Origin of the sequence: Spiribacter sp. 1M189 (genome assembly GCF_040838345.1) — a bacterium.
Classification (GTDB): domain Bacteria; phylum Pseudomonadota; class Gammaproteobacteria; order Nitrococcales; family Nitrococcaceae; genus Spiribacter; species Spiribacter insolitus.
In genome coordinates, this window is the sequence record NZ_JBAKFF010000001.1 from 1,060,455 (window position 1) to 1,086,813 (window position 26,359).

Annotated in this window: 27 protein-coding genes and 1 tRNA gene; 4 read left to right on the forward strand and 24 right to left on the reverse strand. The window is 64.3% G+C overall.

Translation table 11 applies throughout. The annotated features are described in order from the left end of the window. Positions 1–7: 7 nt before the first annotated feature. From V6X30_RS05300 to carA, 13 genes are all read right to left on the reverse strand, one after another. The gene (locus tag V6X30_RS05300; protein WP_367966941.1) at positions 8–484 is read right to left on the reverse strand and encodes a NuoB/complex I 20 kDa subunit family protein; all 477 of its coding nucleotides are present in this window, start codon (positions 482–484) and stop codon (positions 8–10) included. Then, positions 475–831, reverse strand: a complete 357-nt coding sequence (locus tag V6X30_RS05305) for an NADH-quinone oxidoreductase subunit A (protein ID WP_367983599.1) — start codon at positions 829–831, stop codon at positions 475–477. The genes V6X30_RS05300 and V6X30_RS05305 overlap by 10 nt, the downstream gene beginning before the upstream one ends. Positions 832–876: 45 nt before the next feature. Next, a tRNA-Leu gene (locus V6X30_RS05310) sits at positions 877–961 on the reverse strand. Between the two features lie 98 nt (positions 962–1,059). Beyond that, a complete protein-coding gene (gene secG / locus V6X30_RS05315; protein WP_408022356.1) occupies positions 1,060–1,422 on the reverse strand; it encodes a preprotein translocase subunit SecG in 363 nt (120 codons plus the stop codon). Between the two features lie 27 nt (positions 1,423–1,449). Beyond that, positions 1,450–2,208, reverse strand: a complete 759-nt coding sequence (gene tpiA, locus V6X30_RS05320) for a triose-phosphate isomerase (protein ID WP_367983601.1) — start codon at positions 2,206–2,208, stop codon at positions 1,450–1,452. A 54-nt stretch (positions 2,209–2,262) separates the two neighbouring features. After that, the gene (glmM, locus tag V6X30_RS05325) at positions 2,263–3,633 is read right to left on the reverse strand and encodes a phosphoglucosamine mutase (RefSeq protein ID WP_367983602.1); all 1,371 of its coding nucleotides are present in this window, start codon (positions 3,631–3,633) and stop codon (positions 2,263–2,265) included. Beyond that, positions 3,630–4,466, reverse strand: coding sequence for a dihydropteroate synthase (folP, locus tag V6X30_RS05330; protein ID WP_367983603.1), 837 nt, complete (start codon positions 4,464–4,466; stop codon positions 3,630–3,632). The genes glmM and folP overlap by 4 nt, the downstream gene beginning before the upstream one ends. A 16-nt stretch (positions 4,467–4,482) precedes the next feature. Continuing rightward, positions 4,483–6,408 (reverse strand): ATP-dependent zinc metalloprotease FtsH, encoded by a 1,926-nt coding sequence (ftsH, locus tag V6X30_RS05335; protein ID WP_367984541.1) that lies wholly within the window; start codon positions 6,406–6,408, stop codon positions 4,483–4,485. A 45-nt stretch (positions 6,409–6,453) separates the two neighbouring features. After that, on the reverse strand, positions 6,454–7,077 hold the full coding sequence (gene rlmE, locus V6X30_RS05340; RefSeq protein ID WP_367983604.1) for a 23S rRNA (uridine(2552)-2'-O)-methyltransferase RlmE: 624 nt from the start codon (positions 7,075–7,077) through the stop codon (positions 6,454–6,456). A 3-nt stretch (positions 7,078–7,080) separates the two neighbouring features. Then, on the reverse strand, positions 7,081–7,335 hold the full coding sequence (locus tag V6X30_RS05345; RefSeq protein WP_367983605.1) for a hypothetical protein: 255 nt from the start codon (positions 7,333–7,335) through the stop codon (positions 7,081–7,083). Next, positions 7,307–7,783 (reverse strand): transcription elongation factor GreA, encoded by a 477-nt coding sequence (greA, locus tag V6X30_RS05350; protein WP_367983606.1) that lies wholly within the window; start codon positions 7,781–7,783, stop codon positions 7,307–7,309. The genes V6X30_RS05345 and greA overlap by 29 nt, the downstream gene beginning before the upstream one ends. Continuing rightward, positions 7,780–10,998, reverse strand: coding sequence for a carbamoyl-phosphate synthase large subunit (carB, locus tag V6X30_RS05355; protein ID WP_367983607.1), 3,219 nt, complete (start codon positions 10,996–10,998; stop codon positions 7,780–7,782). Before carB ends, greA begins: the two co-directional genes overlap by 4 nt. Before the next feature lie 22 nt (positions 10,999–11,020). After that, on the reverse strand, positions 11,021–12,172 hold the full coding sequence (gene carA, locus V6X30_RS05360; protein WP_367983608.1) for a glutamine-hydrolyzing carbamoyl-phosphate synthase small subunit: 1,152 nt from the start codon (positions 12,170–12,172) through the stop codon (positions 11,021–11,023). Between the two features lie 217 nt (positions 12,173–12,389). Between carA and V6X30_RS05365 the strand changes: the two genes are divergently transcribed. From V6X30_RS05365 to V6X30_RS05375, 3 genes are read left to right on the forward strand one after another with little or no spacing between them, the layout of a single operon-like run. Continuing rightward, positions 12,390–13,328, forward strand: a complete 939-nt coding sequence (locus V6X30_RS05365; RefSeq protein ID WP_367984542.1) for an ABC transporter ATP-binding protein — start codon at positions 12,390–12,392, stop codon at positions 13,326–13,328. Position 13,329: 1 nt separating this feature from the next. Then, complete coding sequence (locus V6X30_RS05370) at positions 13,330–14,121, forward strand: ABC transporter permease (protein WP_367983609.1); 792 nt, start codon at positions 13,330–13,332, stop codon at positions 14,119–14,121. Between the two features lie 13 nt (positions 14,122–14,134). Further along, a complete protein-coding gene (locus V6X30_RS05375) occupies positions 14,135–15,472 on the forward strand; it encodes a nicotinate phosphoribosyltransferase (RefSeq protein ID WP_367983610.1) in 1,338 nt (445 codons plus the stop codon). Positions 15,473–15,501: 29 nt separating this feature from the next. Here V6X30_RS05375 and V6X30_RS05380 read toward each other — a convergent pair whose 3' ends face one another. Further along, entirely contained in the window at positions 15,502–15,813 is a 312-nt protein-coding gene (locus V6X30_RS05380) for an H-NS histone family protein (protein ID WP_367983611.1), read from the reverse strand. A 235-nt stretch (positions 15,814–16,048) separates the two neighbouring features. Here V6X30_RS05380 and V6X30_RS05385 point away from each other — a divergent pair, with 235 nt between their 5' ends. Then, complete coding sequence (locus tag V6X30_RS05385) at positions 16,049–17,221, forward strand: hypothetical protein (protein WP_367983612.1); 1,173 nt, start codon at positions 16,049–16,051, stop codon at positions 17,219–17,221. On the opposite strand, the gene pdxH is transcribed toward V6X30_RS05385, so the two are convergent. Genes pdxH through ndk form a run of 10 tightly spaced genes read right to left on the reverse strand, consistent with a single transcriptional unit; the run spans position 17,222 to position 26,332 of the window. Continuing rightward, positions 17,222–17,812 carry a pyridoxamine 5'-phosphate oxidase gene (gene pdxH, locus V6X30_RS05390; RefSeq protein WP_367983613.1) on the reverse strand — a complete coding sequence of 197 codons (591 nt, stop codon included), beginning with the start codon at positions 17,810–17,812 and terminating at the stop codon, positions 17,222–17,224. Then, positions 17,799–19,178: an NfeD family protein gene (locus V6X30_RS05395; RefSeq protein WP_367983614.1), complete on the reverse strand. Its 1,380-nt coding sequence runs from the start codon at positions 19,176–19,178 to the stop codon at positions 17,799–17,801. Before V6X30_RS05395 ends, pdxH begins: the two co-directional genes overlap by 14 nt. A gap of 38 nt (positions 19,179–19,216) precedes the next feature. Further along, positions 19,217–19,873, reverse strand: a complete 657-nt coding sequence (gene adk / locus V6X30_RS05400) for an adenylate kinase (RefSeq protein ID WP_367983615.1) — start codon at positions 19,871–19,873, stop codon at positions 19,217–19,219. A 10-nt stretch (positions 19,874–19,883) separates the two neighbouring features. Further along, positions 19,884–21,029, reverse strand: coding sequence for an outer membrane protein assembly factor BamB (bamB, locus tag V6X30_RS05405; RefSeq protein ID WP_367983616.1), 1,146 nt, complete (start codon positions 21,027–21,029; stop codon positions 19,884–19,886). A gap of 8 nt (positions 21,030–21,037) precedes the next feature. Further along, positions 21,038–21,667, reverse strand: coding sequence for a YfgM family protein (locus V6X30_RS05410; RefSeq protein ID WP_367983617.1), 630 nt, complete (start codon positions 21,665–21,667; stop codon positions 21,038–21,040). A gap of 18 nt (positions 21,668–21,685) precedes the next feature. After that, positions 21,686–22,960, reverse strand: a complete 1,275-nt coding sequence (hisS, locus tag V6X30_RS05415; RefSeq protein ID WP_367983618.1) for a histidine--tRNA ligase — start codon at positions 22,958–22,960, stop codon at positions 21,686–21,688. Positions 22,961–23,001: 41 nt separating this feature from the next. Further along, positions 23,002–24,051: a RodZ domain-containing protein gene (locus V6X30_RS05420; protein ID WP_367983619.1), complete on the reverse strand. Its 1,050-nt coding sequence runs from the start codon at positions 24,049–24,051 to the stop codon at positions 23,002–23,004. Between the two features lie 7 nt (positions 24,052–24,058). Continuing rightward, positions 24,059–24,799, reverse strand: coding sequence for a type IV pilus biogenesis/stability protein PilW (gene pilW / locus V6X30_RS05425; RefSeq protein WP_367983620.1), 741 nt, complete (start codon positions 24,797–24,799; stop codon positions 24,059–24,061). Further along, on the reverse strand, positions 24,799–25,926 hold the full coding sequence (gene rlmN / locus V6X30_RS05430; protein WP_367983621.1) for a 23S rRNA (adenine(2503)-C(2))-methyltransferase RlmN: 1,128 nt from the start codon (positions 25,924–25,926) through the stop codon (positions 24,799–24,801). The genes pilW and rlmN overlap by 1 nt, the downstream gene beginning before the upstream one ends. Next, on the reverse strand, positions 25,904–26,332 hold the full coding sequence (gene ndk / locus V6X30_RS05435; protein ID WP_367983622.1) for a nucleoside-diphosphate kinase: 429 nt from the start codon (positions 26,330–26,332) through the stop codon (positions 25,904–25,906). Before ndk ends, rlmN begins: the two co-directional genes overlap by 23 nt. Positions 26,333–26,359 lie beyond the last annotated feature (27 nt).

Sequence of the window (26,359 nt, forward strand, 5' to 3'; positions counted from 1 at the left end):
GAGCTCCTCAGCGCGCGATGGTGTTGGTACGCCGAATCTTGTTCTGCAGCTGAACCACTCCGTAGAGCAATGCTTCGGCGGTGGGCGGACAGCCCGGGACGTAGATATCGACTGGCACGATGCGGTCACAGCCACGGGTCACGGAGTACGAGTAATGGTAGTACCCCCCGCCGTTGGCGCAGGAGCCCATGGAGATGACCCATTTCGGATCCGGCATCTGGTCATAGACGCGACGCAGGGCGGGCGCCATTTTATTGACCAGAGTCCCAGCGACGATCATGACATCGGACTGCCGCGGCGACGGACGGAAGATCAGACCCATGCGGTCCATGTCGTACCGCGCCGCCCCGGCATGCATCATCTCAACGGCACAGCAGGCAAGACCGAAGGTCATGGGCCAGAGCGACCCGGTACGCGCCCAGTTGATGAGCTTGTCGGCCGAGGTGGTGACAAAACCCTTCTCGAGAACGCCCTCTATTCCCATTCCAGCGCCCCCTTCTTCCACTCGTAGAGAAACCCGACCAGCAGAACGCCGATGAAGATGGCCATTGCCCCGAACCCGAACAGCCCGATGTCATCGAGCACGATGGCCCAGGGGAAAAGGAACGCGATCTCCAGGTCGAAGATAATGAACAGAATGGCCACGAGGTAATACCGCACGTCGAACTGCATGCGCGAGTCCTCGAAGGCCTCGAAGCCGCACTCGTACGGAGTGAGCTTTTCATGATCCGGACGGCGTGGCGCCAGGATGAAGCCGGCCGCCAGTGGCGCAACGCCTATCAGCATCGCCAGGACGATGAAAACCAGGACCGGTAGATAGCTCTCGACCATAGGCGGACGACACCCTGTAATCGGAAACGATTGACTGGACTGAAATGGTGCGGATGGCCGGACTCGAACCGGCACGGCTTGCGCCACTGCCCCCTCAAGACAGCGTGTCTACCAGTTCCACCACATCCGCGTCACGGTAGCCCTTTTACCTCTCCGATATTAACAGTGCCGCCGTTTGGCGACAACGACAATCGCCCCCGATTGCACCCCGAAGGCCTAAGCTTCCGCCTACTCCGGAGCCGGCGCTGGTGCCGCCGAGCCGCTCGCGTCGTCCTGCTCTCCAGCCGGTGCCGGCGCAGAATCCAGCACCGACTCCGAGCTCTGCGACGCCTGCTCCACGACACTGCCGCCGCTGTTGAACGTGCCCGCCATGATCGCCAGCGTCAGGCTGGTCACGAAAAAGCCAACCCCCAGCACCCCAGTCAGCCGCCCCAGGAACGAGGCGGAGCCGCGGGCACCGAAAACCGTGCTCGACGCACCACTGCCGAAGGCGGCACCGGCATCGGCGCCCTTGCCATGCTGCAGCAGAACCACGCCGATGAGCACCAGCGCCAGGGCGAGGTGGATAACCAGCACAATCGTGTACATCACAAATCCGATCTAACTGTCTGCGGGGGTTCAGCCCCGCGCTGCCGCGGCACAGATGGCCACGAAATCTTCTGCATCAAGCGAGGCGCCGCCGATCAGCCCCCCATCCACATCCGGCTGGGCGAGCAGGTCGGCCGCGTTGGCCGGCTTCATGCTCCCGCCGTAGAGCAACCGCATCTCGTCGGCCAGCGCCGGCTGGCGCTCAGCCAGGATTTCCCGGATGAAGGCATGAACGCCCTGAGCCTGCTCCGCGGTGGCGGTGCGCCCGGTGCCAATCGCCCAGACCGGCTCGTAGGCGATCACCCCACCCCCCAGACCGGCGGCCGACTCGAGCCGGTCGACCACGCCGTTGATCTGTTCGGCCACGACGGCCTGAGTACGCCCCGCATCGCGCTCCTCGAGGGTCTCGCCAACACATAGGATCGGCCGCAGGCGCGCCTTGAGCGCTTGTGCGTAACGGGCGGCAATGGCTGCATCATCCTCGCCGTAGAACTGGCGACGTTCGGAATGCCCCAGAATGACGTAGCTCACGCCGAGATCGGCGAGCATATCCGCCGCAATCTCCCCGGTGCGCGCGCCCTGCTCGGCGTCGGCGCAATTCTGGGCGCCGAGTCGGACGCCTTCTTTGAGCCGATCGCCAACCATCGGGAGGTGGACAAACGGCGGGCACATCACTGTTTCAATGCCATCGAGCCCGGCCGCGCGCTCTACGACGGCATCCGCGAGCGCCATCGCGTCTGCGCTCAGGCCATTCATCTTCCAGTTGCCGGCAATCAGTGGCGTGCGCATATCCCTACTTCCCCACGCAAAGCCTAAGGAGGTTACTGATGGACGCCGCGGGAATCAATCGTTGACCGCGGGTTCGGCCGGACGATGGCCGCAGCATGCACGGACCTGTTCGGCGAGTTCGATGGCCAGTTCCTCAACACGCACCCGGTCATCGCCCTCGACCATCACCCGTAATACCGGCTCGGTGCCTGAGGGGCGCAGAAGCACCCGACCCGCACCCGCGAGGCGTGCCTCGAGATCGCCGACGGCGGCTGTGATGCGCTGGTCCGATAGCGGGTCGCTGCCGGGCTGGATCGGGACGTTGACCATATGCTGGGGCAGAAGCGCCATACCATCCGCGAGATCGGACAGCGGCCGCCCGGAGTCCATGGCCGCGCCCAACGCCTGGAGCGCCGAGACGACGCCGTCGCCGGTCGTTGTCCGGTCCAGGCAGACGATATGCCCGGACGACTCACCGCCGAGCATCCCGTTTCGCGCGCGCAGGAGCTCGAGCACATAGCGATCCCCGACCCGGGCACGCTGGAAATCGATCCCGCGGCCTTCCAGTGCCAGCTCCAGACCGAAATTGCTCATCTGGGTACCCACCACCGGCCCCTCCAGCAGGCCCTGATCGTGACGGTGGCGTGCGATGATCCACAGCAACTGATCGCCGTCGAGCACCGCGCCGCGATGGTCGACCATAATGACGCGGTCGCCGTCGCCGTCCAGCGCAATGCCTGCGTCCGCGCCCGTCTCGACGACCAGGCGTTGCAGCGCCTCCGGATGGGTGGAGCCGCAGTCGACATTGATGTTCAGCCCGTCAGGCTGCGCTCCGTGTCGAATCACCGTGGCACCGAGCTCTTCAAAAACGGCCGGGGCGACCTGGTAGCCGGCGCCATTGGCGCAATCGACGACCAGTGTTAAGCCGTGCAGGCTCAACCCCGCGCCCAGGGAATGCTTGCAGAACTCGATATAACGCCCCGGCGCATCCAGAAGACGACTGGCCTTGCCGAGCGCCGCGGAGGCCACCGTCTCAAGCGGCCGGTCGAGCTCCCGTTCAATGGCCTCTTCCACCGCATCATCGAGCTTGAAGCCGTCGGCCGAGAAGAATTTGATGCCGTTGTCATGATGACTGTTGTGAGACGCGCTAATGACGATCCCCGCATTGGCGCGCAGTGTGCGGGTGAGATAGGCAATACCCGGCGTGGGCATGGGACCGAGCAGTCGAATATCGACGCCGGCGGCGGAGAGACCCGCCTCAAGGGCCGACTCGAACATGTAGTTGGAAAGCCGGGTGTCCTTGCCAATGAGCACTTCGCCGGAGCCATCACGATGCCCGATCACCCGGCCGGCGGCCCAGCCAAGCTTGAGCACGAAATCCGCCGTAATCGGCGGCACACCCACCTGGCCCCGAATCCCGTCGGTGCCGAAATAGCGCCTGCTCATGTCTCGGTCCCTCCAGCCTGCACGTACTCCGCCAAGCGTACGGCATCCACGGTTTCGGCCACATCATGCGCACGGATGATTCGCGCGCCGTTCCAGGTGGCGATGGCTGCCGCCGCCACGCTCCCCGCGAGGCGCTCCGGCAGCGCTCGGCCGAGCACTCTACCCACCAGGGACTTGCGGGACAGCCCGGCCAGCACCGGCACGCCCAGGTCGCAGATTTCCGCCAGCCCGGCGAGCAGTCGCGCATTGTGCGGATCGGTTTTCCCAAAGCCGAACCCCGGGTCGAGAATGATCCGGTCACGGGGGATACCAGCACCCTCAGCATCGGCGATACGCTCGGCGAGGAAATCCCGGACCTCGACCACGACCGAGTCGTAACGCGGGTCGTCCTGCATGGTTTCCGGCACGCCCTGCATATGCATCAGACAGACCGGCAGACCGGTCGATCGCGCGGCCTCGAGGGCGCCGGGCCGGCGCAGCGCCATGACGTCATTGATCAGGCCCGCCCCCGCGGCCGCTGCCTCCACCATCAGCTCAGGCTTCGATGTATCCACAGACAGCGGTACGGAAACCGCGTCATGCAGCGCCTCAAGCACGGGGATCACGCGCTGGCGTTCCTCTTCGACGGAAATGCCCCTGGATCCCGGCCGGGTGGACTCGCCGCCCACATCAATGATGGCGGCGCCGTCAGCCACCATCGATCGGGCATGATCGATCGCGGCCTCCGCCCCAACAAAACGACCCCCGTCCGAAAAGGAATCGGGGGTCACGTTGAGAATGCCCATGACCTGGGGACGGCCGAGGTTCAGGGGCCGCCCCCCGCAGTCCAGCATCCCTGCCATATCGGGCCTAGTGCTCGCTGGCGGGCTTGCCCACGTCGCCGCCCTGCTCGTCACCCGAGGCAGCATCGTCCGCCGTACCGGACTCGCCACTGGTGGCGGTACCGGACGGCCGGCCGTTTTCCTGCGGCGGCCGCGGCGGACGTCCGTTCATGATGTCATCGATCTGCTCACGATCGATGGTCTCGAACTTCATCAGGGCATCGGCCATGGCGTGCAGGACATCCGTATTCTCCTCCAGCACACGCTTAGCCTCGGAATAGTTCTCCTCGACAATCCGCCGCACCTCTTCATCGATGGAGTGCGCCGTTTCGTCGGAGATCGTCTTGTGCTGGGTGACCTGGTGGCCAAGGAACACTTCGCCCTCGTCCTCGCCATAAGCGAGCGGCCCCATCTTGTCCGAGAGCCCCCACTTGGTGACCATGTTGCGGGCGATCTCCGTCACACGCTGAATGTCGTTCTGCGCCCCCGTGGTGACCCGCTCGGCGCCGAAGATCATCTCCTCGGCGATCCGCCCGCCAAACAGCCCGCAGATGGAGCTGTTCAGCCGCTGCTTGGTGTAGCTGTAGCGGTCTTCCTCGGGCAGGAACATCGTCACGCCGAGGGCTCGGCCGCGCGGGATGATGGTGACCTTGTGCACCGGATCATGCTCCGGGACCTTGAGACCGACGATGGCATGACCCGCCTCGTGGTAAGCGGTCAGACGCTTCTCGTCCTCGGTCATGACCATGGACTTGCGCTCGGCGCCCATGAGGATCTTGTCCTTGGCGTCCTCGAAGTCACGCTGGTCCACGACGCGCTTGTTGCGCCGTGCCGCGAAAAGCGCCGCCTCGTTGACCAGGTTCGCCAGATCGGCACCGGAGAAACCGGGGCAGCCTCGGGCAATGATCCGTGCATCGACATCGTCGGCGAGGGGCGTCTTGTTCATGTGCACGCGCAGGATCTGCTCGCGGCCGCGGACGTCGGGCAGCGGCACCACCACCTGGCGGTCGAAGCGGCCGGGACGTAGCAGGGCCGGATCCAGAACGTCAGGCCGGTTGGTGGCGGCGATGACGATGATGCCCTCACTGCCCTCGAAACCGTCCATCTCCACCAGCATCTGGTTGAGCGTCTGCTCACGCTCGTCGTGACCGCCACCGAGTCCGGCGCCACGCTGCCGGCCGACGGCATCGAGCTCGTCAATGAAGATAATGCAGGGCGCCTGCTTTTTGGCCTGGGCGAACATGTCCCGCACGCGGGATGCACCCACGCCAACGAACATCTCTACGAAATCGGACCCGGAGATACTGAAGAACGGCACCCGCGCCTCGCCGGCGATGGCCTTGGCCAGCAGCGTCTTACCCGTTCCGGGCGGCCCGACCATGAGCACGCCGCGCGGGATCGTGCCGCCCAGGCGCTGGAACTTGGAGGGGTCACGCAGGAACTCCACCAGTTCAACAACGTCCTGCTTGGCCTCCTCGACACCGGCGACATCCTTGAACGTCACCTTGACCTGCTCGTCGGACATCATCTTGGCGCGGCTCTTGCCGAAGGACATGGCGCCACGGCCGCCGCCACCACCCTGCATCTGTCGCATGAAGTAGATCCACACGCCGATGAGAAGCAGGAACGGGAACCAGGAGATCAGGATCTGCAGCAGCATGCTGCGCCCTTCCGGCTCCTCGGCACGGATCTGGACGCCACTGTCCATGAGCTGGCCAATCAGCGCGTTATTATCCGTCTCCGGACTGTAGGTGCTGAAATTCGATCCGTCGGAGCGCGTCCCGCGGATCACCGGCCCCTTCATCGTGACCGAATCTATCCGGCCGCTGTCGACCTCACTCAGAAATTGTGAGTAAGGCACTTCCTGGGCAGTGGTGCCCTGGTTCTGGAAGTTGCTGAACACGGACATCAGCACGACGGCGATGACCACCCAGAGAATCAGGTTCTTGGCCATGTCGTTCAAGACGGCTTACCTCAAATCATCGTTTGACTGTGCACCCTACACTGCCCGAAAGCCACGGGCCAGCAGGTAGACTTCGCGACTTCTGTCGCGCGAGGCGCGGGGCTTGCGGCTCTGCACCCGATCGAAGCGCCGGCGCATCTCGCCGAGCAGTTCATCGAAACCCTGCCCCTGAAAGGCTTTGACCAGCAGCGCGCCACCGGGTTTCAGACGATCGCCGCAAAAATCCAGCGCCAGCTCCGCAAGCAGCATTGAGCGCGGCTGGTCAATCGCCTTCTGCCCCGAGAGATTGGGGGCCATATCAGAAAGTACAAGGTCGACGGCCTGACCCTCCAGCGCGGCATCCAGCTGAGCCAGACCTTCATCGGCGACGAAATCCGCCTGTAAGGCGGTCACACCGGGAGGCGGCGCCATCTCCAGCAGGTCGATGGCAATCACCCGCCCGCCCTCACCGACCCGCTGGGCGGCATATTCGCTCCAGCCACCGGGTGCGGCGCCCAGGTCGACGACGCACTGGCCGGTGGCCAGCAATCGATCACGCTCGTCGATCTCCTCGAGCTTGAACACCGCCCGGGATCGCAGACCGCGCCGCTGCGCCTCGCGCACGTACGGGTCATTGAAATGTTCGTCCAACCAGCGACGGCTGCCGCGACTGCGGGCCATGCCTCAGTCCTCTCCAGCTCCGGTGCTCGGATCTTGAGCATCGACCCCACGAATCACGCCCCGCGTCCGCCAGGCAAGCCAGCCGCCGGCCACAAAACCAGTCATCGCCAGCAGCCCCAGCTCCAGCCAGTGGCTGGCATCCAGTCGCCAGATCACCAGCAGCACACCAACGACCAGGCCGAGAACCACGGCCAGCTCGAGCTTGACCGCATCCAGCCGATCAAGACCGCTACTCGTATCGGACCTCGACGATTTCATAGGCGCGCTGTCCTCCGGGGGCCTGAACGTCGACGACCTCCCCCTCTTCCTTGCCGATCAGGGCGCGGGCGATGGGCGACTGGACCGAGATCCGACCCGCCTTGATATCCGCCTCGTCCTCGCCAACGATCTGGTAGGTCTTCTCGGTGCCGTCCTCTTCGTCCGCCAGCACCACCGTGACACCGAACACCACCTTGCCCGTGGCAGGCAAAGTGGTGACATCGATGACCTGGGCATTGGAGAGCTTGGATTCGATCTCGGCGATCCGGCCCTCGATAAAGCCCTGCTGTTCGCGGGCGGCATGGTACTCGGCGTTCTCCTTGAGATCGCCATGCGCCCTTGCCTCGGCGATCGCGTTGATTACCCGCGGTCGATCCTCGGTCTTGAGCCGATTGAGCTCGTCCCGCAGCTGTTCGGCACCGCGTACGGTCAACGGTGTCTTGCTCATGCCCTGGCCTCCTTGTGCAGGTCCTGAAGCGAGCGCACATCCTCCGACTCGAGATAATCCAGCGCCTGGCCGGTCGCCCGAGCACCCGCGATCGTGGTCGTATAGCAGATCTTGTGATGCAGTGCTTCACGGCGGATGGAGAAGGAGTCGGCGATGGCCTGGCGGCCTTCCGTGGTATTGATGATCAAGTCGATCTCGCCGTTCTTGATGGCATCCACGATATGCGGACGCCCCTCGACCACCTTGTTGATCAGATCACAGTCGATACCGGCCTGGTGCAGTACGGCGGCGGTGCCACTGGTGGCCACCAGCTCAAACCCCTTGCGCGACAGGTCACGGGCAATGGCCGCCACGGCCGGCTTGTCGGCGTCACGGACGCTGATGAACACGCGCCCGCCACGTGGCAGCTCAACGCCAGCGGCAAGCTGAGACTTGGCATACGCCTCGCCGAAGACCGGCCCGATGCCCATGACTTCGCCGGTGGATTTCATTTCCGGGCCGAGGATCGGATCAACCCCGGGGAATTTGATGAACGGAAACACCGCTTCCTTGACCGAATAGCTCGGCGGGATCCGCTCCCGCGTACAGCCCTGGTCGGCCAGCGTCCGCCCGACCATGCACCGGGCGGCGATCTTGGCCAGCGGCAGACCCGTCGCCTTGGAGACGAACGGCACCGTCCGCGAGGCCCGTGGGTTGACCTCGAGGACGAAGATTTCGTCGCCCTTGATGGCAAACTGCGCGTTCATCAGGCCGACGACACCGAGGCGCAGCGCCATCTCGCGCATCTGGTCGCGCAAGCGATCGCCAACCTGTGGAGCCAGGCTGTACGGCGGCAGCGAACAGGCGGAATCGCCCGAATGCACGCCGGCCTGCTCGATATGCTCCATGATTCCGCCAATCAGGACGTCGTGACCATCGCAGATGGCATCCACATCCACCTCGATGGCGTCGTCGAGGAAGCGGTCGAGCAATACCGGAGACTCATTGGAGACCTTCACCGCCTCATTCATGTACTGGGCGAGTTCCGATTCCTGATAGACGATTTCCATGGCGCGGCCACCCAGCACATAGGAGGGGCGAACCACCAGGGGATAGCCGATCTCGCCGGCCAGCCGGAAGGCCTCGTCGGCGCTGCTCGCCGTGCGGTTGGGGGGCTGCTGCAGGCCGGCGTCGTTGATCAGGCCCTGGAAGCGCTGACGATCCTCGGCGAGATCGATGGAATCGGGCGTCGTCCCGATGATGGGCGCGCCAAAAGCCTCCAGATCCCGGGCCAGTTTGAGCGGAGTCTGGCCGCCGTACTGGATGACGATGCCATCGGGCTGCTCCGTCTTGACGATCTCGAGGACGTCTTCGAGCGTGAGGGGCTCGAAGTAGAGGCGATCGGAGGTGTCGTAGTCGGTGGACACCGTCTCCGGGTTGCAGTTGACCATGATGGTCTCGTAGCCATCGTCCCGCAGGGCGAGGGCAGCATGCACGCAGCAGTAATCGAATTCGATGCCCTGACCGATGCGGTTCGGACCGCCGCCGAGGATCATGATCTTCCTGCGATCCGTCGGCGCGGCCTCGTCCTCTTCATCGTAGGTCGAGTACATGTAGGCCGTAGCCGTCGCAAACTCCGCCGCGCAGGAGTCGACCCGCTTGTAGACCGGCCGGATACCCTCGGCATGTCGCCGCGCCCGCACGGCATGCTCATCCACCCCGAGCAGACGCGCCAGCCGCGCATCGGAGAACCCGCCGCGTTTGAGCTCATGCAGGCGCCCGGCGTCGAGGTCCTCCAGCGCCGCTCCGGCAAGCGCCTGCTCGCGTTCCACCAGATCGCCGATCTGCGCAAGGAACCATGGATCAATCCAGGTGTGGCCGAACAGGCTGTCGAGGTCGAGACCGGCACGGAACCCGTCCGCCACCCAGAGCAGGCGCTCGGGCCCCGGCTGGCGCAGCTCCTGAACCACCCGCTCAAGCGCCTCCGGCCCCGGCGCAACCCGCGGATCCAAACCCTCAAGCCCGTTCTCGAGGCCGCGCAAGGCCTTCTGGAGTGACTCCTGGAAGTTACGGCCAATGGCCATGACTTCGCCGACGGACTTCATCTGCGTGGTCAGCACCGGCTTGGTGCGCATGAACTTCTCGAATGTGAACCGCGGAATCTTGGTGACCACGTAATCGATGCTCGGCTCGAAGGAGGCCGGCGTCCGCCCGCCGGTGATCTCGTTGCGCAACTCGTCGAGCGTATAGCCGACCGCCAGCTTGGCGGCGACCTTGGCGATGGGGAAGCCGGTCGCCTTGGAGGCCAGCGCCGAGGAGCGCGACACCCGGGGGTTCATCTCGATGACCACCAGGCGCCCGTTGTCCGGGTTGACGGCGAATTGCACGTTGGAGCCGCCGGTCTCCACCCCGATCTCGCGCAGGACCGCCAGAGAGGCGTCGCGCATGATCTGGTATTCCTTGTCGGTGAGCGTCTGCGCCGGCGCCACCGTGATGGAGTCACCGGTATGCACGCCCATCGGATCCAGGTTCTCGATGGCGCAGATGATGATCGAGTTATCGGCTCGATCACGCACCACCTCCATCTCGAATTCCTTCCAGCCCAGCACCGACTCCTCGATGAGCAGCTCATTGGTGGGCGATAGATCCAGGCCGCGCTCGCAGATCTCGGCGAATTCCTCGGCGTTGTAGGCAATGCCACCACCACTGCCGCCCAAGGTGAATGACGGCCGGATGATGGTGGGGAATCCGATCTCCCGCTGGGCGGCGTTGGCCTCTTCCATGCTGTGAGCGATGCGGGCGGCGGGGGTGTCCAGCCCGATTCGGGCCATGGCCTGGCGAAAGGCATCGCGATCTTCCGCCATGTCGATGGCGGCCTTGGTCGCGCCGATCATTTCGACACCATGGCGCTCGAGCACGCCGTGACGGTCAAGATCGAGCGCACAGTTGAGCGCGGTCTGCCCGCCCATGGTGGGCAGCACGACATCGGGACGTTCGCGCTCGATGATGCTGGCCACCGTCTGCCACTGAATGGGCTCAATGTAGACCGCATCGGCCATCTCCGGATCCGTCATGATCGTGGCGGGATTGGAGTTGACCAGAATGACGCGATACCCCTCCTCACGCAGGGCCTTGCAGGCCTGTGCGCCGGAGTAGTCGAACTCGCAGGCCTGACCGATGACGATCGGCCCGGCGCCGATGATCAGGATGCTCTGGATGTCGGTGCGCTTGGGCATGTTGGTTAAACCACCTGGTGGATCAGGCCGCCGACTGGCGGGCGGCCATCAAGTCGACGAAGCGGGAGAAAAGCGGGGCGACGTCATGCGGCCCCGGGCTGGCCTCCGGGTGGCCTTGAAAACTGAACGCCGGACCATCCGTGAGATGAATGCCCTGGAGCGTGCCATCGAACAGCGACCGGTTCATGACGCGGACATTGTCCGGCAGGGTCTCTGCGTCAATGGCAAAGCCATGATTCTGGCTCGAGATCATCACCCGGCCACTGTCACTATCCAGCACCGGATGATTGGCGCCATGGTGCCCGAACTTCATTTTAAGACTGCCCGCACCGGCAGCGAGCCCGAGCAGCTGATGCCCGAGGCAGATACCGAACACCGGCATGCGCTCCGCCAGGAAGCGCCGCGTCGCCTCGATGGCGTAGGTCAGCGGCTCGGGGTCCCCCGGACCGTTCGATAGGAAAACGCCATCCGGCTGCATCGCCAGCACCTCGTCGGCTGGCGTCCGGGCCGGCACCACCGTCACACGACAGCCGCTGTCGACCAGCATCCGCAGGATGTTGCGCTTGACCCCGAAATCATAGGCCACCACATGCCAGGGCAGGTCCGCGTCCGGCCGGGGCTCGCCCTCCCGCTCACCACGCTCGAGCGCCCAGGTGCCCAGACGCCACTCATAGCGCTCCGAGGTGGACACGGACTGGACGAGATCGCGGCCGGTCAGTGACGGATGGGCACGGGCGACCGCCACCGCCTCATCGGCATCCGGCCGGTCTCCGGCGATGATGCAACCGTTCTGGGCGCCCTTCTCGCGGAGCCTTCGAGTCAGCCGGCGGGTATCGATGTCGCATATACCGACGATGCCGTGGCGGGCCAGGTACGCCGGCAGGGTTTCCTCGGCACGCCAGTTGCTCATGCGGACCGGCGCATCGCGGATGATCAGCCCGGAGAGCTGGGGCCCATCGGACTCCTCGTCCAGTCGATTCGCACCCGTATTGCCGACATGCGGGTAGGTCAGCGTGACCATCTGGCCGAAGTAGGAAGGATCGGTGCAGATTTCCTGGTATCCGGTCATCGCCGTGTTAAAGCAGACTTCACCGGCCGTCTGGCCGCTGGCGCCCAATGACCGTCCCTTGAAAACCGAACCATCTTCGAGTGCCAGAATTGCCGTGTCGGTCACGCATCCACCCCATCTGCTCGCAAAAACGGGAGGGTTCCGCAGAAGCCCTCCCGTCGGCTGTCTTAGCCCAGAAAGTTTACGCCCGAGCGCGCTCGGGTGTCCAATGGCGGAGTGCAAGCGCCGTGGCCGGTCAGCCGCTTGCACGGCGCCGCCCAAAGCGGCTACCGTTGTCGCTTTTGATCGCTGTCCGGCGATCCACCATACCGGTTTGCACGAAATGAATGCGCTTTCCCTGCGCCAGCTGAACAAGACGTATCCTGGCGGCGTCACCGCGTTGCGGGATATCAACCTGGAAGTCATGCCCGGCGACTTTTTCGGTCTTCTCGGGCCGAACGGTGCCGGCAAGACCACCATCATCGGGATTGTCGCGTCCCTCGTCCGACCGACTTCCGGCCATGTCAGCGTTTTCGGCCATGACATCATCCGCGATCCCTGGGAGGCGAAGTCGAACATCGGCCTGGTCCCGCAGGAGTTCAATTTCAATCAGTTCGAGACGGTCAGCCAGATCGTCATCAATCAGGCAGGCTACTACGGCATTGACCGTCATACCGCTCAAGAGCGGGCCGAGCGGTATCTGCGCGAACTCGATCTGTGGGGCAAGCGCAATGCCACGTCACGATCGCTTTCCGGTGGCATGAAACGGCGGCTGATGATCGCTCGGGCCCTCATTCATGAACCGCGCCTGCTCATCCTCGACGAGCCGACCGCCGGGGTCGACATCGAGTTACGTCGCTCCATGTGGGCGTTCCTGCGCCAGATGAATGAGCGGGGCACGACGATCATCCTGACCACCCACTATCTCGAAGAGGCCGAGTCGCTGTGCCGCAGCATCGGCATCATCGATGGGGGGCGGATCATCGAGAACACCGACGTGCGCTCACTGCTCGCCAAGCTGAAGAGCCAGAGCTTCCTGCTGGACATCGCCTCTCCGGTCGGCAGCCTGCCCGATTTCCGGGATTTCTATGTGGTGCCGGTGGATGAGCGCACCATCGAGGTGGAGGTGCGTGGCGACCAAACGCTGACCGACCTTTTCAGCCAGTTGAACGCGACGGGCGTTCAGGTCACCAGCATGAAGAACAAAGCCAACCGTCTCGAAGAGCTCTTCGTCCGTATGCTCGGCGATCGCAAGAACGACGCCCAGCCAGAGACCGCTTGATATGGCAGCACTGTACCCCGCCTACCCCCGGCAGACACTGACTGCACTGCAGACCCTGGCCTGGAAAGAGACCCATCGCTATCTGCGGATCTGGGTGCAGACGCTGGTGCCGCCGGCGATCACCATGACGCTGTATTTCATCATCTTCGGCAGCCTGATCGGCTCGCGCGTCGGCCCGATGGACGGCTACAGCTTCATGGAGTACATCGCACCGGGCATCATCATGATGTCGGTGATCACCAACTCCTATACGAATGTCGTTTCGTCCTTCTTTGGCGCGAAGTTCCAGCGCCATATCGAAGAGCTGCTGGTATCGCCCACGCCGAATTACGTCATCCTTGCAGGCTACGTGGCCGGTGGTGTTGGCCGGGGACTGTTAACCGGCCTGATCGTGACGATCATCGCGACCTTTTTCGCCGACCTGCACATCCACAACATCCCGGTCACTATCTCGGTGGTTTTTCTGACTGCGGTGCTGTTCTCTATCGGCGGCTTCATTAATGGCGTTTTCGCCAAGAAGTTCGATGACATCGCCATCGTGCCGACTTTCATCCTGACGCCACTGACTTACCTTGGCGGTGTTTTCTACTCAATCTCCATGCTGCCCGATTTCTGGCAGACCCTGTCGATGGCCAATCCAATCCTGTATATGGTCAACGCCTTTCGTTATGGCATCCTCGGCAGCTCGGACATTCCCCTGGCGACAGCCTACACGCTGGTGATCGGCTTCATCGCCGCCGGCACGACACTCAGCCTATGGCTGCTGCGCCGCGGCACGGGCCTGCGCAGCTGACAGAGCAACGAGAATGAATCTGGAACGTACGCCGCTTCTGACCGATCTCTACGAACTGACCATGCTCCAGACCTATTACGAGCATGACATGACGGAGGAGGCGGTGTTTGAGCTGTTCATGCGGGAGTCCTCGCAACGCGGCTTTTTCGTCGCCGCGGGACTGCAGCAGGGCCTCGAGTGGCTGGAGCAGATGCAATTCAAGCCGCAGGAGCTTGAGTGGATGCGACAGACGGGGCTCTTCTCCGACGCGTTTGTCGACCGGATGGCAGACTTCCGGTTTACTGGCCGGGTGCTGGCACTCGAGGAGGGCTCGGTGTTCTTCGCTGAGGAGCCACTCGTCCAGATCGTCGCGCCGCTGCCCGAGGCGCAGTTCATCGAATCGCGGCTGATGAACATCCTCCACTACCAGACGCTGATCGCCAGCAAGGCGGCGCGCTGTCGGCTCGCCGCCGGCGAGACGCCGGTCATCGATTTTGGCATGCGCCGTGCGCATGGTGGGGAGGCAGGCACCTGGGCCGCTCGGACATGCTATCTGGCCGGCTTTGCTGCGACCGCCACCTGCCTGGCGAGCGCCCGCTACGGGATCCCGCCCACCGGGACGATGGCCCATGCTTTCGTGCTGGCCCACGACAGCGAAATCGAGGCATTCGAGCGCTTTGCCCGGAGTCACCCGGACAACGTGGTGCTACTCATTGACACCTATAACGTCCGCCGCGGGGCCGAACGCGTGGTGGAAGTTGCCGGCCGCCTCGCCGACGAAGGAATTACTGTCCACGGCGTGCGGATCGACAGCGGCGATCTCGCGGCCAACGCCCGCATGACGCGGGAAATTCTTGATCGCGGTGGACTTGGGGATACGCGGATTCTGGTGAGCGGCGGGCTTGACGAGTACCGCATCGAATCGCTTCTTTCCGAGGATGTCCCCATTGATGGCGTGGGTGTCGGATCCAATGTCGATACTTCGGCCGATGTCCCTTTCCTCGATTCGGCCTACAAACTGCATTATTTCCGGGACAAGCCACGTGGCAAGCACTCCGCGGGCAAGACGGACCTCCCCGGGCGCAAACAGATATTCCGGCAATTCGACTGCGCCGGTGTGATGACCGGGGATACCCTCGGACTCATGAGCGAGTCGCTCGCGGGGGAGCCGATGCTGAAGGAGGTCATGGCGTCAGGCCGCCAGGTTGCCGATGCGGGGGCGACAGACCTCAACCAGGCCCGCCAGCGCTGCGCTACACAGCTGTCCCTGCTTCCGGCCGATGTGCGGACGCTCCGGGCGCCCGATCGATATCCCGTGGCGCTCTCCGCGGGTCTTGAGAGGCTGCGCGCAGAGCTCGCGGCCCGCCACTAGACCAGTGACGGGCCGCTAACGCGGGACGTTCAGTCGATCCGGAGTTCCTCCAGGGAGCGACCGCTCGCCTCCCATTCCTTCACCCAGCCCGGCTTGCGACCACGGCCTGACCAGGTCTTGCCCGAATCGCTGGGGTGCTGGAAGCGAACCTTGCCCTTGGCGCGTGCCTTGGCGGGCTGTCCACCGACCAGATCGCTCAGGGTAAAGCCATAGCGCTCGGCTACCTGCTTGAGTTCCTGCTGGGCTTTCTTTGCATCTTCCTTGCGCCGACCCTGTACTTCGCGGTCGATGTCTTTCTTTAGCTGATTTAGCTCTTCGGTGGTGTAATTAGAAAGATCCATGGGTTCCCCTTCAAATACTGATTGATCGCCTTTCCTCACACACCAATATAATCCATCATGCAACAGAATACAGCCCGATTGACGACCTTTCTTGATGTTTAACGGAGTATCCCAGGGTCTGTTAATCACGGAGTAATGATATAATTAAGCCTTTTGAATAAGAGGCCATGCAATGCCGTCTGCCCTCTCCGCAACACCGGCCGTCCTGACCGTTGAGCTGGACCCCTCGGGAATCATGCAGACGCGGCCCCCGGAGCCACTGAGCCGCGACAGCGCCGAATTGCTCGCCGCGCCAATCGCCGATGACCTGCGGCGAATCATTGGCGAGGAAATCGCTGAGGCGGGGCTGGTCATGCCGGCTGCGCTGTACGACCTCACAGAAATACTCCGGCCAGGGCTGCCCATGGTCGAGGCGTTACTGGATATCTACCGCGGCAGCCTGCGCGGGGGCCCGTTCGAGCCACAATTGCTCTCCCTGGGCAGCAGCGGAGGCCGTTTCCCGGAATCCGCGCTGGCCCCACAGCGCCGGCCCGGATCCGGCCCCCTCCTGGCCATTCCGTTTGCATTGGTTGCCCCCGGTGAACAGCTCGATCCATTGCGCCGAAAACTGGAAAGCACGCTCCTGGAAAAGGGCCGGGCGGGGCTCGCCACGGACCGTGCGTTGCGGCAGTTAATGGGAATTGAGCCCGTCAACCTGAGTTATGCGACATTCCATGATCTCTCCGCGCTGCTCAAGGTGCAGCTGGAGCACGCAGAATTCGGCGGCCTATGGCAATTGATTGAAGGCGCGTTATACCGGCCCGACAGCCTTGAGGACGTTGGACTCGAGTCGGGAAACCGTTTTATCGGTAGCGCCGGTTCGGTCTGGACCCCCTGGATGACATTCGATGACTGGTCGGCGCGCAACACCGCCGACGTGGAGACGGCCCTGACAGGCTATGGCCGATGGGTCAGGATGCAGAGGCAGTACATGGCGGGTCTGGAGAGCCACGGCATCGAGGTGACGGCCAGCGCACCGGCAAAAGGCACCAGGGCGGCCGACCCTGAGGTCGCCCTCTCCGTTGCTCAGGCGCATGCCATCGACGCCCGACAGCCGTGGTACCGCCAGGTCGTCATCGACCACGGGGGCGTGAACTCGGCGGCGGTGGTCACCGTGACCGAACAGGCCAGCCGGGAACTCGGCCCGGTGGCCTACACGGCGCTCGCCCAGGCGGCGGATGGCAAGCTCCTGACACTGGTGCATGACTATCCAGTCCATCCGGACGGCATGCAGGCCATCCTTGATCATTGGGCGGAGCGGGCACGCTCTATGGGCGCCGCCTGGCAGGTGGAGCGGCCCGGCAACATCATCGCCGGCGGCGAACCGGCCCAGCTCCAACCCTGGCTCGACTACCAGGGCCGAGCCTGATCAGGGGTTGAGAAGCGTCCACTCCCAGGTGCCGCTTTCGCCGCGGTAGTACCGCTCGCGGTCGTGCAGGCGGCCGTCGCGGCCCCGCCAGAACTCGATCATGTCGGGGCGGACGCGATAGCCCGTCCAGTGCGGAGGCCGCGTTACCGGCATATCGGCAAACCGGGCCTCGACCTCGGCAACCCTTGCATCGAAGGCTTCGCGCCCGGCCAGAGGCTCGGACTGCTGTGAGGCCCAGGCACCAATCTGGCTGAGGCGCGGGCGGCTGGCAAAGTAGGCATCCGCCTCGACGTCGCTCACCGGCTGCACCGCGCCCTCGATCATCACCTGGCGCATCAGCGGAGCCCAGAAGAACGTCAGCGCCGCCCGGGCGTTGGCGGCAAGTTGGCGCCCCTTTCGACTGAGGCTGTTGGTGTAGAAAACAAAGCCATCTTCATCCACCTGCTTGAGCAATACCGTTCGCGCACTCGGCCTCCCGCTCGCCGTTGCCGTGGCAAGTGTCATCGCCGTCGGCTCCAGAATGCCTTCGGTCTCACGGGCGAGATCCAGCCATTCGGTAAAGCGCGCGACCGCGGTTTCATAATGCCCCATCGTCATTCGTCTCCCTTGTGTCCATCGGCTCGACCCTCAGGGTCAGGCCGTCTATTGCGGTGACCCGCACCCTGTCCCCCTCCCCCAGCGGCTTATCACATCTCGCCTTCCAGCGCTCACCTTCCACCCATACCCGCAGTTCGGGCCGGGTTGCGATCACCTCGCCCTGCTCTCCCTGCATGTGCGCCCTTCCCGCAACGCCACGCCGCCGGAAGGCACGCAGCGCGAGCATGGCCGTGCCCATGAAAATCACCAGGCTCGCTGCGGTTACACCGGCCACCAAGAGCATCGATAGCTCGAACCCCGGCCCCTCGGTATCGAAAAGCAGCAAGGAACCAAGCCCGAAGGCGAGTACACCACCGACGCCCAGCGCACCAAAGGATGGCGCGAGGGCTTCGCCCAGCATGAACAGAACGCCCAACGCAATCAAACCGAGCCCGGCATAATTGACGGGGAGCGCCTGCAGTGCAAATAGCGCGAGGAGTAGGGAAATGCCTCCGATCACCCCCGGAACGAATGTACCCGGATTGGCCAGTTCAAAGATCAACCCGTAGATCCCCACGAGCAACAGAATGTACGCCACGTTTGGATTGGTGATGACGGCCAGCAATTCATTTCGCCAGTCCGGGACGCGCTCGTCGATCACGGCGTCCGCCAGCCGAAGGGGCTCGGTGCTCTCCTGCAGGAGCCGGCGTCCGTCAACGGCCGCCAATACCGCCTGGGTATTCGTGGCCACCTGGTCGATGACTCCCTCCCGATAGGCAGCCTCCGCGGACAGGCTCACCGATTCGCGAACGGCACGCTCCGCCCATTCGGCGTTGCGCCCCCGGAGCTCGGCCAGCGAACGAATATAAGCGACGGCATCGTTGATGCGTTTGCGCTCCGAGGCCGATTGCGCACGACCGCCCTGATCCGCGGGCGCCTCATCGGATTCAGACGCGGCGCCGCCGGCGTCGGGCTCGCGCGCGCCACCGTCAGGATTCCCGGGCATACCCCCAACCTGAACCGGGGTAGCGGCCCCCAGATTGGTACCCGGCGCCATGGCAGCCCAGTGCGTGGCATAGAGTATATAAGTTCCGGCGCTGGCCGCGCGCGCTCCAGAGGGGGCGACGTAGCCGATGACGGGCACCTCGGAGGCGAGGATGGCCTGAATGATGTCGCGCATGGACTGGTCGAGCCCGCCCGGCGTATCCATCTGCAGGATGACGGCCGAGGCAGACTCCGCCTCGGCCGTTTCGAGCCCCTGCACGACATACTGTGCCGTCGCCGGACCGATCGCCCCATCAATCGTGAGGCGATGGACCGTCTGACCACTGACGCTCGTCACGGCCAGACAGAGCACCAGAGAGATAAACCCGCGCATCATGCCTGTCAGATCGCAGGCCTGGTACGCAGGTTCCCGGTTCAGCCCTCCAGGGCGTTGATGATCCGCTGTCGAACCGTGTCGATATGGCCCTCGCCATCGACGCAGACATACCGAGGCGCGTCGGGTCCGCCATTCTCAGCGAGTGACTGGTAGTAATCGACCAGCGGACTGGTCTGCTCGTGATAAACCGCAAGGCGTTGGCGCACCGTGTCAGGCTGATCATCCTCGCGCTGCACCAGTGGCTCCCCGGTGACGTCGTCCTTGCCGTCTTCCTTGGGCGGCGCGTTTTCCAGATGGTAGACGCGCCCGGAACCGGGATGGACTCGGCGTCCCGCCATGCGCGAGACGATCGCCTCGTCATCGACCCTGATCTCGACGACGGCATCGATGGGAACGCCCGCCTCCTGAAGCGCGTCCGCCTGGGCGAGCGTCCGCGGGAATCCGTCAAAGAGGAAACCGCTGGCGCAATCGGGCTGCGCGATGCGCTCCTTGACCAGGCCAATGATGATGTCATCAGAGACCAGTTCGCCGGCATCCATCACCGCCTTGGCCGCCTTACCCAGCTCAGTGCCCGCCTTGACCGCTGCCCGTAACATGTCGCCGGTGGAAATCTGCGGAATTCCGTAGGCTTCGCAGAGCCCGGCGGCCTGGGTTCCCTTGCCGGCCCCGGGGGGGCCCAGAAGTATCATGCGCATGGCTCTCCTCCTAGTTGCCTTGCTCGATGGTCAGGGCGCGCAGTCTACCGCCCAGATCCAGGACATACAGCCTGTCTTCCTCGAGCAGCGGCGCCGCTGCGATGCCAGTCCTGCCAACCTCGTAACGGGCGGTCAGTCTGCCATCACGAATATCAATCCAGTAGAGCCAGCCGTCAGAACCGGCGACCACCAGCCGATCACCATACTGGACCGGCGCCGTCAGCCGGATGCCGGAGAGCGCATCGACCCGCCAGACCGAAGCGCCGTTACGACGATCGAAAGCCCAGATACGCCCCTCAGCGTCGGTGGCGTAGACATTGGTGTCATCCACGCTCAGCCCGCCAAGGACGGAAACATCCCGGGCCCAGGCCACCTGTCCATTGCCGAGGGCCAATCCGGTGAGCCGACCCTGATAGGTACCCGCGAACAGCTCACGACCACTCACCACCGGATCGGCGTCGAGATCGATCATGCGCTCCAGATCGGTGCGACCCTCCGGGACAGCGACTGTGGCCTCCCAGACGGGATTGCCGGTCGCCAGATCGAGTGCGCTCAGCCGTCCGTTGTCGAATCCCGCCACGACGCCGCCATTGACCAGCACCGGCGCCGAGTGGCCGCGCAGACTGAGTGCCGGCACATTGCGCCGATACAGCCAACGCTGATCGCCATTAGCGGCATCGAGCGCGAACACCCCGCCGTCCGCCGTTCGTACGACCACACTGCCCTGCCCGACCGCCGGCGGAGCGAGCACCTCGCTGCTGACGCGGGTCCGCCAGTCGAGCTCGCCGGTTTCGGCGTCCAGGAACAGCACTTCGGCAGTCGTCGTCCCCACCGCCACGGCGTTTTCGCCGGCACCCACCGCACCGCCGATTTCTACATCGAAATCCTGACGCCAGAGCGATTCGCCGCTATCGGCGTCGAAAGCGGCCACTTCGCCGTCCGAAGAGGCCGCGAAAATTCGATTATCCAGCGCGGCGAGCTCGAGGCGGTGATAGGGCACGGAAACCGCGCCGATGTCCGCCTGCCAGCGTTGGGTGACCTGCGCCTCCGGCACCGGCGAGTCCAGTGCCGGTGGATCCTCTGCCTGGATGAGTGACTGACCCCCACACCCGGCAATCACCAGGGCGGTCGCGGTGATGATGGCTTTCGCGGTCATCTGCCCGTTCATGATGCCGGCGCCCCGCCTAAGTCGAGGAGCTTGATCTCCAACAGCGACCGGCGCTGACCGCCCGTCTCCTCCAAGGCCTGGCGATAGGCATCGATGGCGGCATCGGTATTGCCCAGAGCGGCCTCCAGATCACCCTGCAATTCCAGGTATCGGGGCCGCAGTGGCCCTTCCGGTGGCGGCTCAAGTGCCGTCAAGGCCGCCTGATCATCCCCAGCCTCACTGAGTGCCTCCGCCTGGCGAAGCCGGGCAACCACCGCCAGCGGACTCTGTGGCTGATTGGCCGGGATCCAGCCAAGGCTCTCGGCCGCTTCGCTCGTTTCGTCTCCGGAGAATTCCGCAGTGGCGACAGCGAGCGTTGCCATTGCCGCATAGGGGCTGCTTGCGTGCGATTCGCGAAGCAACTCCAGTCGATTGGCCGCGGCATCGCGATCGCCATCGTTAAGCGACGCCAGTATGGCCGCATAGTCGGACGCCGCCGCCGCCACCTGGCGATCCTGCCACGCACCCCACTGCTGCCAGCCAATGACCACCGCCAGGGCCACACCCACGGTTACCAGCACCGTGCGGCCGTACCGCTGCCACCAGGCCCGAATGGCCTCGAGTTGTTCTTCGTCGTCGTATGCCACGGATCGATTCCGTCCTGCTCAGGTTGATTCCAGCGTGGAGAGTATCTCCGGCAACCGCTCGATCGCCACTGAATACTGCTCCGCATCGCCACGCAAGTCCTTGATCGTGATCTCTCCGGCCGCGGTTTCCTCCGCGCCGCGGATAAGCGCCAGGGCCGCACCACTTCGATCGGCCCGGCGTAACTGGCTTTTCATGGAGCCCCCGCCAACGGGCAGTTGCAGTCGCAGCCAGGGGAGACGGTCACGAAGCCCCTCCGCCAGGGCCAGGGTATCGGCCTGCAGGCCCGAATCCGCCGCGACCAATGCCGCATGGGCCGGCGGCGCGGACGGCGCACTGCCCGACGCCTCCACCAGTGCCACCAGACGCTCCAGCCCCGCCGCGAAGCCGATCGCCGGCGTCGGTCGCCCGCCGATCATCTCGACCAGAATGTCATAGCGCCCGCCGGCCAGTACGGTGCCCTGCGCGCCGAGACGATCGCTGATCCACTCGAAGACGGTGCCGCCGTAATAGTCGAGCCCGCGCACCAGACGACTATTGATGACGTAAGGCTGACCGGCGGCATCGAGCATGGAACACAGATCATGGAAATGCTGCCGGGAAGCCTCGTCGAGATAATCCGCGAGGTCCGGCGCGGTTCGGACCACGTCGGCCATCTGCGGGTTCTTGGTATCGAGGATGCGCAGCGGATTGGTATGCAGTCGTCGCCGGGCATCATCGTCGAGCCAGCCCTCGTGAGACTCGAAATGCTCAATCAGCGCGGCCCGATAGCGCTGACGCGCCTCCATGGTCCCCAGGTTATTGAGCTCAAGCCGCAGTCCGTCGATACCAAGCGCGCGCAGGATCCGTCCGGAGAGGAGGATAAGCTCGGCATCCAGGTCCGGACCGGAGACTCCGAATGCCTCCGCTCCCACCTGATGGAACTGGCGATATCGGCCTTTCTGGGGACGCTCATGGCGGAACATGGGACCGGAATACCAGAGCCGGGGACGGGCGTTGTGCAGCAAACCCCGCTGCAGGGCGGCCCGGACACAGCCGGCCGTCCCCTCCGGTCGCAACGTGAGGCTATCGCCATTGCGGTCGGTGAAGGTGTACATCTCCTTCTCGACGATATCGGTCACCTCGCCGATTGACCGCGAGAAGAGCTCCGTCTTCTCCACGATCGGCAGCCGTATCTCCGAATAATCATAGCGCTCAAGCTCATGACGGAACGTCTCTTCGACGAACCGCCAGATCGGGCCCTCGTCGGGCAGGACGTCACTGAAGCCGCGGATGTTCTGGATCGAGGTACTCAAGCTTTCCCCGTTAATTTAAAACCATGACTGATCGGACCATGTCAGGAACCACCCAGCGTGAAACGCGCGACATTGCCCCGCGCATACGCTTCAAGGTCGACTTCCTCGTCCCCGTATTCGAGCCTGACGTTGCTCGTGTTGCCGATGACGATATCGAATGGTGCCCGGCCAGTCAGGCGCTCCTCACCCGGCTCGGCCATTCCAAATAGCAGCCGCTCACCGCGGTCATCGGTGACCTCCATCCAGGAATCCCCGCTGAAGCGGAAGACCAGTTCATCCGGCTCTGCCACCGGCGCGTCGACTGTCGCGGCCGGGGCGTCGGGTACCGCGACCGACGAGTCCGCGGCGTCCTCATTGCTGGATACGCCCGCTGTTGTCGGGCTCGTGTCCACCGCGCTCTCGCTGTCCGCCGTTTCTTCCATGGATGGCGCCGTCTCCGTTTCGGGTGCGGCGACCACGGACTCCGCCGGCTCGGGGTCGGTATCCATGGACTCAGAGGTGGGTTTGGATGCGGCTGTCCCCATGGATTGCCCGTCCGATGGGGCCTGCGTCATCGCGGCGTCTGATGATGAAGCGTTTTGCGAAGCACGATCGCTGGGTGCCGGTTCGGTGGACTCGTCCGCCGGTCCCATGAACGGGATGGAGATCTCCGCGCGCGACAGCCACCACCCCGCTGCGACCACACCGGCGATCAACAGGGCAAGCCCAAGGGCCAATCCGAGGAAGCCGGGGCCGCGACTGACTGGGCGTGGCGTGCGCGCATCACCCGCCTCGGCTCCGGCATGTGCCTTGAGCGGGCTTTCGTTGTCGGTAATCCCGGCATCAGCCAGGCGGCCGATCACCGGTTCGGGATCCAGATCCAGCAAATGACAGTAGGCGCGGAGGTAGCCGCGCACGAAGGTCAGCGGCGGAAGCGCCTCGAAGTCATCGGCCTCTAGTTGTTCCACCGTACGGCGGTCGAGATGCAGGGCCTCGGCAACCTGATCCGTGCTCATGTCCCGCCGCAGACGGGCATCCCGTACCAGCCGACCCGGTCCAGCGGCCTGGCTGACGGTGTTACTGCTATCGCCGCTGCGCTGTTGCTCCGTCATCGAGATGTTACTCCGTCAAGCGTGCGGCCTGCTCGGATGCGGGATATCGTTCCTTGAGCCGCCGGGCAAGCTGCCCGTGACGGTCCGCATCATCGGCGGCTCTGGCGACCCGCACCCCCAGCCAGAGCAGCGATGGCGTTTCCTCTGCCACCGCAGTGTAGCGCGAAAACCATTGTTGTGCGGCATCGGCCGAGTCCTGCGACAGGCTCCATTCGGTCATTCCCCGCAGGGCCGGCGGGTAGTGGGGCTGCAGCGAGAGTGCCCGCCGCCAGTAGGCTGCCGCCTCGCCACGCCGACCGGCATCGCTAAGGCAACGGGCCGCGTTGCTCAACGCCATCACACGCCGCGGGTAGAGCGGGTTGGCGGCCGCCATATCCCAAAGATCGAGTGCCCGACGCACTCGGCCGCGGCTGCACAGGAAGGCGGCATAGTTATTGAGCGCCGGACCACTGTCCTCGTCCAGCGACAGCGCCGTCTGGAAGTGCGACTCCGCTGCCGCCGGTTCACCGAGCCTTGCCCGTACTTCCGCCGCCACCAGGTGCCCGTCAATGAGCTCGGGATCCTGATCCAGCGCCCTGTCGATTTTCTCCAGCGCGAGGCCAAGCGCTCCGTTGCGCAGATGATAGGTGGCGATATCGGTATTGGCCCGGGCCGCCTGGAGGGAATCCTCGGTACTGAGGGGGGCATCCTGCCGAGCCACGCATCCGGCCATCAGTGTAGCGGCGAGGACCATCGACCAGACGCGCATCAGGCGGATGCCGTTGCTGTCCCGCGTTTACCCTGGTTGCGACGATTGATGACCTGACCGACCAGCTGGCCACAGGCCCCGTCGATATCCTGCCCTCGGGTGCGGCGGATCGTGGTGATGAACCCGGCGCGCTGGAGCGTATCGGCGAAGCGCCGGATGCGTTCCCTGGGCGATGCCGCATAGCGGGTGCCCGGAAACGGATTGAACGGGATAAGATTGATCTTGGAGGGAATCCCGGCCAGGAGATCCACCAGCTGCCGGGCATGTTCCTGACCGTCATTAACGCCATCGAGCATCACGTACTCCCAATAAATGCAGTGATGCGGCGTGTTGCCCAGGTAATGCTCGCAGGCCGGCAATAGCTCCCGCAGCGGATATTTCCGATTGATGGGGACGATCTCGTCGCGAAGCGCGTCGTTGGGCGCATGCAGCGAAACGGCAAGGCTGATGTTGCTGACATCCGCCAGCCTGTAAAGCGCCGGCACCAGGCCCACCGTCGACAGTGTGACCCGCCGCCGCGACAGCGCCCACGCATAGGGATCCACCATGAGGTTGGTGGCCGCCACCACGTTGCGGAAGTTCGCCAACGGCTCGCCCATGCCCATCATGACCACATTGGTCACTCGCCGGCCGCGGCCCTCTTCTTCGAGGGCCTGGGTGGCGAAGTGCAGCTGACCAATGATCTCCGCGGCCGTGAGGTTGCGATTGAAGCCCTGTTTGCCCGTGGAACAGAATCCGCAGTCCAGCGCACAACCCACCTGGGAAGACACACACAGCGTCCCACGGCCACGCTCGGGTATGTAGACGGTCTCAACCGCCTGACCACTCTCCAGGGCCAGCAGCCACTTGCGCGTGCCGTCCTCGGACTCACGATCGAAAACCGCCTGCGGCACGCGCAATTCCGAGAGATCCGCCAGCTTCCCGCGGAAGCCCTTCGCCAGGTCCGTCATGGCCTCGAAATCGAACACCCGCCGCTGGTGCAGCCACTGCCGCAGCTGCTTGCTGCGGAAAGGCTTCTCATCAAGCTCCTTGAGGAGGCCGTGCAGGCCTGCCTCGTCGAGACCAAGCAGATTGACCCGACCGGAGCGGGTCAGCGGCCGGTCTTCAGTTGCGGCTGTGGAGCTCATCATCACCAAAGAAGAAGGCGATTTCCTCGCGGGCCGTCTCCGGGGCGTCGGAGCCATGGACGGCATTGGCATCCAGGGTCTCGGCGAAGTCGTGGCGGATCGTGCCGGCGGCCGCCTCGGCGGGGTTGGTGGCGCCCATGATCTCGCGATTCTTGCGAATGGCGTGCTCACCCTCGAGTACCTGCACCATCACCGGCCCAGAGGTCATGAACTTCACCAGATCGCGGAAGAACGGACGCTCCCGATGCACGGCGTAGAATCCCTCAGCCTGCTCCTGGCTGAGGTGCAGCATACGCGCGGCGATGATCCGCAGACCCGCGGTCTCAAAGCGGCTGTAAATCTCGCCGATGTGGTTGCCGGCAACCGCGTCCGGCTTGACGATGGAAAGCGTGCGCTCCACGGCCATTGATCAACTCCTGCTGGGGAACCGGCT

What these genes read in the sequence shown, in the direction of transcription:
- glmM (WP_367983602.1), bottom strand. Translation starts at nt 3,633, where the DNA reads ATGAGCAGGCGCTATTTCGGCACCGACGGGATTCGGGGCCAGGTGGGT.
- adk (WP_367983615.1), bottom strand. Translation starts at nt 19,873, where the DNA reads ATGCGCATGATACTTCTGGGCCCCCCCGGGGCCGGCAAGGGAACCCAG.
- pilW (WP_367983620.1), bottom strand. Translation starts at nt 24,799, where the DNA reads ATGCGCGTCTGGTCGATGGTCCTCGCCGCTACACTGATGGCCGGATGC.
- V6X30_RS05395 (WP_367983614.1), bottom strand. Translation starts at nt 19,178, where the DNA reads ATGATGCGCGGGTTTATCTCTCTGGTGCTCTGTCTGGCCGTGACGAGC.
- pdxH (WP_367983613.1), bottom strand. Translation starts at nt 17,812, where the DNA reads ATGGGGCATTATGAAACCGCGGTCGCGCGCTTTACCGAATGGCTGGAT.
- V6X30_RS05305 (WP_367983599.1), bottom strand. Translation starts at nt 831, where the DNA reads ATGGTCGAGAGCTATCTACCGGTCCTGGTTTTCATCGTCCTGGCGATG.
- V6X30_RS05370 (WP_367983609.1), top strand. Translation starts at nt 13,330, where the DNA reads ATGGCAGCACTGTACCCCGCCTACCCCCGGCAGACACTGACTGCACTG.
- bamB (WP_367983616.1), bottom strand. Translation starts at nt 21,029, where the DNA reads ATGACCGCGAAAGCCATCATCACCGCGACCGCCCTGGTGATTGCCGGG.
- rlmE (WP_367983604.1), bottom strand. Translation starts at nt 7,077, where the DNA reads ATGGCCCGCAGTCGCGGCAGCCGTCGCTGGTTGGACGAACATTTCAAT.
- carB (WP_367983607.1), bottom strand. Translation starts at nt 10,998, where the DNA reads ATGCCCAAGCGCACCGACATCCAGAGCATCCTGATCATCGGCGCCGGG.
- ndk (WP_367983622.1), bottom strand. Translation starts at nt 26,332, where the DNA reads ATGGCCGTGGAGCGCACGCTTTCCATCGTCAAGCCGGACGCGGTTGCC.
- V6X30_RS05420 (WP_367983619.1), bottom strand. Translation starts at nt 24,051, where the DNA reads ATGACGGAGCAACAGCGCAGCGGCGATAGCAGTAACACCGTCAGCCAG.
- ftsH (WP_367984541.1), bottom strand. Translation starts at nt 6,408, where the DNA reads ATGGCCAAGAACCTGATTCTCTGGGTGGTCATCGCCGTCGTGCTGATG.
- greA (WP_367983606.1), bottom strand. Translation starts at nt 7,783, where the DNA reads ATGAGCAAGACACCGTTGACCGTACGCGGTGCCGAACAGCTGCGGGAC.
- V6X30_RS05300 (WP_367966941.1), bottom strand. Translation starts at nt 484, where the DNA reads ATGGGAATAGAGGGCGTTCTCGAGAAGGGTTTTGTCACCACCTCGGCC.
- V6X30_RS05375 (WP_367983610.1), top strand. Translation starts at nt 14,135, where the DNA reads ATGAATCTGGAACGTACGCCGCTTCTGACCGATCTCTACGAACTGACC.
- V6X30_RS05385 (WP_367983612.1), top strand. Translation starts at nt 16,049, where the DNA reads ATGCAGACGCGGCCCCCGGAGCCACTGAGCCGCGACAGCGCCGAATTG.
- folP (WP_367983603.1), bottom strand. Translation starts at nt 4,466, where the DNA reads ATGCTGGACTGCGGGGGGCGGCCCCTGAACCTCGGCCGTCCCCAGGTC.
- V6X30_RS05345 (WP_367983605.1), bottom strand. Translation starts at nt 7,335, where the DNA reads ATGAAATCGTCGAGGTCCGATACGAGTAGCGGTCTTGATCGGCTGGAT.
- tpiA (WP_367983601.1), bottom strand. Translation starts at nt 2,208, where the DNA reads ATGCGCACGCCACTGATTGCCGGCAACTGGAAGATGAATGGCCTGAGC.
- V6X30_RS05380 (WP_367983611.1), bottom strand. Translation starts at nt 15,813, where the DNA reads ATGGATCTTTCTAATTACACCACCGAAGAGCTAAATCAGCTAAAGAAA.
- rlmN (WP_367983621.1), bottom strand. Translation starts at nt 25,926, where the DNA reads ATGAGCTCCACAGCCGCAACTGAAGACCGGCCGCTGACCCGCTCCGGT.
- V6X30_RS05365 (WP_367984542.1), top strand. Translation starts at nt 12,390, where the DNA reads ATGAATGCGCTTTCCCTGCGCCAGCTGAACAAGACGTATCCTGGCGGC.